Raw genomic sequence first — 6,946 nt, forward strand, 5'->3', positions numbered from 1 at the left:
GGCCTCGGCCCGCGCCCGCCACAGGGCGGGCGTCTGGGCGTTGCGCTTGGCCGGGTTGGTCAGGGTGACGGTCGCGAGGGCACCGTCGGCGTCGACGGTGACCCGTACACCGTCCTTCTCCAGCAGCGTCATCGGGTCAGATTATCCGCCCCCGGCCGGGCGGGGATCAGGCCGCCGGGGTCTTTTTGCCTCTCGTCGCGCCGCCCCGGCCCCGCAGGGTGACGTCGGCCTCGCTCAGCATGCGGTGCACGAACCCGTACGACCGGCCGGTCTCCTCGGCCAGTGCCCGGATGCTCGCGCCGGATTCGTATTTACGCTTGAGGTCCGCCGCGAGCTTCTCGCGTGCGGCGCCGGTTACCCGGCTGCCCTTCTTCAGAGTCTCGGCCACCCGTGCCTCCTCGTGGGAAGTGCGCTGTTGGACTCTCCGAACTGACTCTCATGATCACCCCTATCCGGCTTCCTGGCCACCCATTCGACGATGTCCGTACGACAAGCGGACAACGGGTGACCGGCGCGTCGCGGCGGGCCGGCGCCTGCCCGAACGGTCCTCTTCCGCTGCCCGCCTGTGACCGCCGGGCCGAATGCGCTGGTCAGCGGGGTCCGGCGGCGGGCGGGGCGGCCGGAGTGGGGCGGTCGTACGACCGGCGCACTGACACGCCGCGGTACGAGCCGCCCTCACTCATATGAAGGATCAAGGCTGGGCCGAATGATCCATCCCGGATGATCACATCCGGCGGACCGGCCGCTCGTCAGGCGAGGGCCACCAGGTCCAGGTAGTCCTTGCCCCACAGGTCCTCCACCCCGTCGGGGAGCAGGATGATGCGCTCCGGCTGGAGCGCCTCGACCGCGCCCTCGTCGTGGGTGACCAGGACGACGGCGCCGGTGAAGGAGCGCAGCGCGCCCAGGATCTCCTCGCGGCTGGCCGGGTCGAGGTTGTTGGTCGGCTCGTCGAGCAGCAGCACATTGGCGGAGGAGACCACCAGGGTGGCCAGGGCCAGCCGGGTCTTCTCCCCGCCGGAGAGCACTCCGGCGGGCTTGTCCACGTCGTCGCCGGAGAACAGGAAGGAGCCCAGGGTCTTGCGGATGGCGACCAGGTCCATGTCGGGGGCGGCCGAGCGCATGTTCTCCAGGACGGTGCGGTCGGGGTCCAGGGTCTCGTGCTCCTGGGCGTAGTACCCGAGCTTGAGGCCGTGGCCCGGGGTGACCCGGCCGGTGTCCGGCTCCTCCACGCCGCCCAGGAGCCGCAGCAGGGTGGTCTTGCCGGCGCCGTTAAGGCCAAGGATCACCACCCGGGAGCCCTTGTCGATGGCGAGCGAGACATCGGTGAAGATCTCCAGCGAGCCGTACGACTTGGACAGGCCCTCGGCCATCAGCGGCGTCTTGCCGCACGGCGCGGGGTCGGGGAAGCGCAGCTTGGCGACCTTGTCCTGCTGCCGCTGCTCCTCCAGGCCGGACAGCAGCCGCTCGGCGCGGCGGGCCATGTTCTGCGCGGCGACGGTCTTGGTGGCCTTGGCGCGCATCTTGTCGGCCTGGGCGTTGAGGGCGGCGGCCTTCTTCTCGGCGTTGGCGCGCTCGCGCTTGCGGCGCTTCTCGTCCGCCTCGCGCTGGGCCAGGTACTGCTTCCAGCCCATGTTGTAGATGTCGATGCGGGAGCGGTTGGCGTCGAGGTAGAAGACCTTGTTGACGACGGTCTCGACCAGCTCGATGTCGTGGGAGATGACCACCAGGCCGCCCCGGTAGGTCTTCAGGAAGTCGCGCAGCCAGCCGATGGAGTCGGCGTCGAGGTGGTTGGTGGGCTCGTCGAGCAGCAGGGTGTCGGCGTCCGAGAAGAGGATGCGGGCCAGCTCGACGCGGCGCCGCTGGCCGCCGGAGAGGGTGTGCAGGGGCTGGCCGAGGACCCGGTCGGGCAGGCCGAGACTGGCGGCGATGGTGGCCGCCTCGGCCTCGGCGGCGTAGCCGCCCTTGGTGAGGAACTCGGTCTCCAGGCGCTCGTACTTCTTCATGGCGCGCTCGCGGGTGGCGCCCTTGCCGGTGGACATGCGCTGCTCGTTCTCGCGCATGCCGCGCAGCACGGTGTCCAGGCCGCGTGCGGAGAGCACCCGGTCGCGGGCGAGCACGTCGAGGTCGCCGGTGCGCGGGTCCTGCGGCAGATAGCCGGTCTCGCCGCCGCGGGTGATGGTGCCGGCGGCGGGGACGCCCTCGCCGGCCAGGCACTTGGTCAGGGTGGTCTTGCCGGCTCCGTTGCGGCCCACGAGACCGATCCGGTCGCCCTTGGCGATGCGGAAGGACGCGGACTCGATGAGGATGCGGGCGCCGGCGCGCAGCTCGACACCGGTGGCGGTAATCACGGAATCACTCCAGGTGAGGACGTACGGGCAGAAGCTTCCTGAGGCGCGGTACGTCCGCTAGGCAACGAGGAGCGAAAAGTCCATGGGGGCAGTTTACCGGGGGCCCGCAAGCCGTTTCCGGCGTGCCCGCCCCCGCCAGCCCGCTCCCGTCCGCGCTCAGGCGCCCCCGTTGTGCACCTGGAACGCCGCTCTGCGCACCCGTTTGGCGATGGCCGCGTCGGGATGGGCAGCGGCGAGTGCCAGCAGGACCTGCACGGTGTGCGGGTGGCCGCAGGTGCGGATCTCGGCGAGCAGTTCCGGGATGGAGGGCTGCTGGGCGGAGTCGAGGTGGTCGAGCAGCAGCTGTCCGGAGCCGTGCTCGTGGGCGGCCGAGGCGGTGTCCACCCACAGCCAGGTGGCCTCCTGGCGGGTGAGGACGGTCAGCGGTGCCTCCTCGGGGTCGGCGGCCGGGCCCTCGCCCTCGTGCTCGGCCAGCCACAGCAGCGCGTAGGGGCGGAGCACCGGTTCGCCGGCGGCGGCGCGCACGGCGGTGCGGGCGGGGGCGCCGACGGTGCGCAGGGCGTCGAAGGCGAGCGAGCGGATGAGGGCGTCCTCGCCGCGGGCGGCTTCCAGCAGCTCGTCGACGGCGGGGCCGGTGGGGCGGGCGGCGAGCCAGGCGCGGTACTCGGCGCGGGCGGGCCCCGGGGTGAGGCCGGCGCAGCCGCGCAGCATGCCGACGGCGGACTGTTCGATGTTGCCGGCCGGGCTCTGGGCGGCGATGCAGATCTGTTCCAGCTTGGTCCACATCGCCCAGCCGCCGAGCGGGGTGAGCCGGGCCCGCGCGGGGGTGTCGCCGTAGCGGGCGTGCAGGGTGAGGGCGCCGACGGCGGAGAGCGCGTCCAGGGCCCAGCCGAGCAGCCGGACGAGTTCGGGGTCCGGGGCTATCGGCGGGGCGGCGGCTCCGGTGGGCGCGGCGCCGGGCCGGCCCTCGCGCAGTTCGGTGACGCGCTGGCGCAGCAGGTCCAGGAGTTCCACGGCGGCGACCGGGCCGCCGGAGAGCTGCATGAAGGCCAGGAGCTGGGGGACGGCGGTGACGATCTCGGCGACCAGGGTGGCGTCCGCGTCGCCGGGGGCGGGGCGGACCAGGGACCAGGCTTCGAAGAGGGCGACCCAGCCGCGCAGCACGGCGGTGTCGTCGCTGTCCCAGGCGCGCAGCCGCCAGCCGCCGCGTACCTCGGTGGGGCCGCCCGGCCCCGGTTCGGCCTGTTCGACGAGGCCGGCGAGGCGGGCGCCGCCCCACAGCTCGCGCAGGTGTGCGGGGCTCAGGCGCAGGGCGGCGGCGGCCCGGTCGGGTGCGGTGTCGGGGGCGCTGCCGGTGAGCTGGGCCCAGCGGGCCACGCGGACGGTGTCGGCCAGCAGGGCGCGGGCCTGGCGGGCCAGTTCGGCGCGCGGCGGGATGCCGCGGGGCGGGGTGGGGGTGCGTCGTACGGGGGTGCGGGGTCGGGTCCGCCGGCCCGCGGCGGCGGGCTGGGCGGGCACTTCGGGGACCAGGTGCAACCGGGGCTCGCGCGGAGTTCGGGACGTCACCCGAGCAGTTTCACCGCTGAGGGCTCGAAAGCCCAAACGGCGGGCGTCCGCCCTCACATGAGGGGGGTGAGGAAGCGCCGCAGGATCTCCTCGTAGCCGGCCGGGTCGGCGTTCCACATGGCGGCGTGCTCGGCCTGCCGGACGGTGTGCAGGACGACGGCCTCGGGGTGCCGTGCGGCCAGCTCCCGGGAGGCGTCCCAGGGGGCGATGGTGTCGCCGGGGCCGTGCAGGATGAGGACCGGGATCGGGGTGCCGTGCGGCCCCGCGGTCAGGGGCGGCGGGTCGCTGTCGTGCGGGACGAGGCCGCCCTGGGCGCCGGCGAGGGCCAGCGGCAGCAGCGGCGCGGGGACGCCGCGCCGGGCGGCGAGGGCGCGGCGGGTGGCGGCGCGGTCCAGGACGGGTGAGTCGAGGACGATGCCGGCGATGCGGTGGGCGAGCGGGGAGCGGGCGGCGGTGAACAGGGCCGTGGTGGCTCCGGTGGACCAGCCGTGCAGGATCACCCGCTGTGCACCGAGGTGCAGCGCGTGCCGGACGGCGGCGTCCGCGTCGTGCCACTGGGCGGCGCCGAGCAGCCGGGCGGTGTCCTCGCCGGCGCGCGGGGCGCCGGGGTCGCCCCGGTAGCCGGGGACGAGGACGGGCAGCTGGTCGCGCTGCCAGCGCGGGAGGAGGTTGAGGGCCTGTTCCCGGGTGGCGCCGAGGCCGCCGTGCAGGGCGACGACCCAGATGTCGCGGCTGTTCGGGATGTACCAGGCGGGCAGCGGGCCGAGTTCCGAGGGGACGGTGATGTCCTGGTGCTCGATGCCGAGCGCGGAGTACGGGTCGCCCCGGTACAGCTGCGGGCTGAGGGTGACGCGGCTGCCGGGGGTGAGCGGCGGCCCCTGGTCGGGGCGGGTGCCGACGAGGCGGCGGATCACGGTGTGCTCGCCGGGCGGGACATCGAGCAGGTCGCCGACGACGGCGCGGGCGGGCGGGTCGCCGGCCGCCGCGACCAGTGCGTACACACCGGGGCGCAGGGTTTCCGGCGTGCGGGTGAGGGTGACGCGTCCGGCGGCGGTGGCGTGCACCGTCACCGCGGCTGCGGTGAGACCGTCCGGAGCCGCGGCTCTTCTGCCGGTGCGGACCGCCACGACGGCTGCCGCCGCGGTGGCGCCGAGCAGTGCTGTGGCGGTCATCGCCGCCGTGGTGCGCCGACCCATGTCCCCAGCATGGGGGTGACGGCGGCGCGCGGCCACTCGGGGCGCCGTGCGGGCGACGCGTCCGCCGTGTTCACCTGCGTTTTCACCGTCCGAGCAGGGGTCCTTGGTACACAGCACCCGGAGGCTGCCAGCAGTTCACTTTCCGTTCATCTGTTTCTTTTACGTTCACCGCGGCCTTGCCCCGTCGAGCTGATTGTCCGGTAGATGGAACACATCACGCTGTTGATCGCGATCGTGATCGTCACGGCTTTGGCATTTGACTTCACCAACGGCTTCCACGACACGGCCAATGCCATGGCCACGACCATCTCCACCGGGGCCATGAAGCCCAAGGCGGCGGTGGCCATGTCGGCCGTGCTCAATCTGGTCGGCGCCTTCCTCTCGGTCGAGGTGGCGCGGACCATCTCCGGCGGGATCATCGACGAGTCGGCGGGCGTCCAGCCCGAAGTGATCTTCGCCGGTCTGGTGGGCGCCATCCTGTGGAATCTGCTCACCTGGCTGGCGGGACTGCCCTCCAGTTCCTCGCACGCGCTGTTCGGCGGTCTGATCGGGGCGACCATCGCCTCGGTCGGCCTGGACGCGATCCACGGTGAAGCCGTGGTGATGAAGGTGATCGTTCCGGCGCTGGTGGCACCGCTGGTGGCGGGGTTCGCGGCGATGGCCGCCACCCGGCTGACGTACCGGGTGGCGCGGAACGCCGACGAGCGGGCCACGTCCCGGGGGTACCGGGCGGGCCAGATCAGCTCGGCCGCGCTGGTCTCGCTGGCGCACGGCACCAATGACGCGCAGAAGACGATGGGGGTGATGACCCTGGCGCTGATCGCGGGCGGGGTGCTGGCCCCCGACTCGGATCCGCCGATGTGGGTGATCGCCTCCGCGGGCATCGCCATCGCGCTCGGCACCTACCTGGGCGGCTGGCGGATCATCCGCACGCTGGGCAAAGGCATCACCGACATCCAGCCGCCGCAGGGCTTCGCCGCCCAGACCAGCGCGGCGACCACCATCCTGGCCTCCTCCCACATGGGCTTCGCGCTCTCCACCACCCAGGTGTGCTCGGGCGCGGTGATGGGCTGCGGCCTGGGCCGCAAGGGCGGTGTCGTGCACTGGTCGACCGCGCGCCGGATGGTGGTGGCGTGGGGTCTGACGCTGCCGGCCGCCGGGATCATCGGGGCGCTGGGCGCGCTGCTCGCCGAGCAGGGCACGTGGGGCGTGAGCGCGGTGCTGGCGCTGCTGATCGCGGGGAGCGTCGCGATCTACATGCGGTCCCGCAAGGAGCCGGTGGACCACTCGAACGTGAACGACGTGAACGGTGTGAACGGCGCCCAGCCGGCGGCGGCCGCTGCCGTGGAGCCCGGCCCCGAGCCGGCCCCCGAGGCGGCCCCGGTGCCGCTCCAGGTGACCATCGCCCGGACGGCGCCCGCCGGTATGGCGGGCGAGGCGCCCGCCGTACCCGACCAGCCGACCACCACGGTCTGAGCCGAAGGACAGGAACACCATGAACATCGAATGGTCCGTACTGGGCGAGGTCGCCCTGGTGTCCGTGCTGCTGACCGTCGCGCTGGTCGGTCTGTTCACGGTCGGCATCGTGACCGGCGCCGGCCAGGGGGGCACGGCGGCGGCCGGGCGGCCCCGGCTGGGCACGGCGCTCAGCAGGGTGGGCGGCTACGCGTGCTTCGCGCTGTGCGCGGCGGCGGTCGCCTACGGCATCTATCTGATCGCGTTCTGATCGCGTTCTGATCGCCTTCTGAGCGTCACCCGGTCGATCCCGGGGTGTGCCCCGGCCCGGGCCCGGCTTCCGCCGGGCGGGGCCGGGGCACACCCCTTACGGAACGAGGG

At 73.5% G+C, this 6,946-nt stretch carries 6 protein-coding genes and 1 pseudogene; 2 read left to right on the forward strand and 5 right to left on the reverse strand.

Annotation, left to right across the window (positions count from 1 at the left end; all coding sequences use genetic code 11):
• From ACFV5N_RS22640 to ACFV5N_RS22660, 5 genes and pseudogenes are all read right to left on the reverse strand, one after another.
• Nucleotides 1-132 (reverse strand): annotated as a pseudogene (locus ACFV5N_RS22640) (enoyl-CoA hydratase/isomerase family protein); the annotation flags it as partial.
• Between the two features lie 34 nt (nucleotides 133-166).
• Nucleotides 167-388, reverse strand: a complete 222-nt coding sequence (locus tag ACFV5N_RS22645) for a helix-turn-helix domain-containing protein (protein WP_385602814.1) — start codon at nucleotides 386-388, stop codon at nucleotides 167-169.
• Nucleotides 389-749: 361 nt separating this feature from the next.
• Nucleotides 750-2,348, reverse strand: a complete 1,599-nt coding sequence (abc-f, locus tag ACFV5N_RS22650) for a ribosomal protection-like ABC-F family protein (protein ID WP_385602817.1) — start codon at nucleotides 2,346-2,348, stop codon at nucleotides 750-752.
• Nucleotides 2,349-2,504: 156 nt separating this feature from the next.
• Nucleotides 2,505-3,914, reverse strand: a complete 1,410-nt coding sequence (locus tag ACFV5N_RS22655) for a hypothetical protein (RefSeq protein ID WP_385602820.1) — start codon at nucleotides 3,912-3,914, stop codon at nucleotides 2,505-2,507.
• 53 nt (nucleotides 3,915-3,967) lie between these two features.
• Entirely contained in the window at nucleotides 3,968-5,086 is a 1,119-nt protein-coding gene (locus tag ACFV5N_RS22660) for an alpha/beta hydrolase (RefSeq protein WP_385602822.1), read from the reverse strand.
• 228 nt (nucleotides 5,087-5,314) lie between these two features.
• Between ACFV5N_RS22660 and ACFV5N_RS22665 the strand changes: the two genes are divergently transcribed.
• Nucleotides 5,315-6,586 (forward strand): anion permease, encoded by a 1,272-nt coding sequence (locus tag ACFV5N_RS22665; RefSeq protein WP_385602825.1) that lies wholly within the window; start codon nucleotides 5,315-5,317, stop codon nucleotides 6,584-6,586.
• 19 nt (nucleotides 6,587-6,605) lie between these two features.
• Nucleotides 6,606-6,836: a hypothetical protein gene (locus ACFV5N_RS22670; RefSeq protein ID WP_385602828.1), complete on the forward strand. Its 231-nt coding sequence runs from the start codon at nucleotides 6,606-6,608 to the stop codon at nucleotides 6,834-6,836.
• Nucleotides 6,837-6,946: the final 110 nt, after the last annotated feature.

The organism is Streptomyces sp. NPDC059853 (assembly GCF_042731495.1).
Taxonomy (GTDB): domain Bacteria; phylum Actinomycetota; class Actinomycetes; order Streptomycetales; family Streptomycetaceae; genus Streptomyces.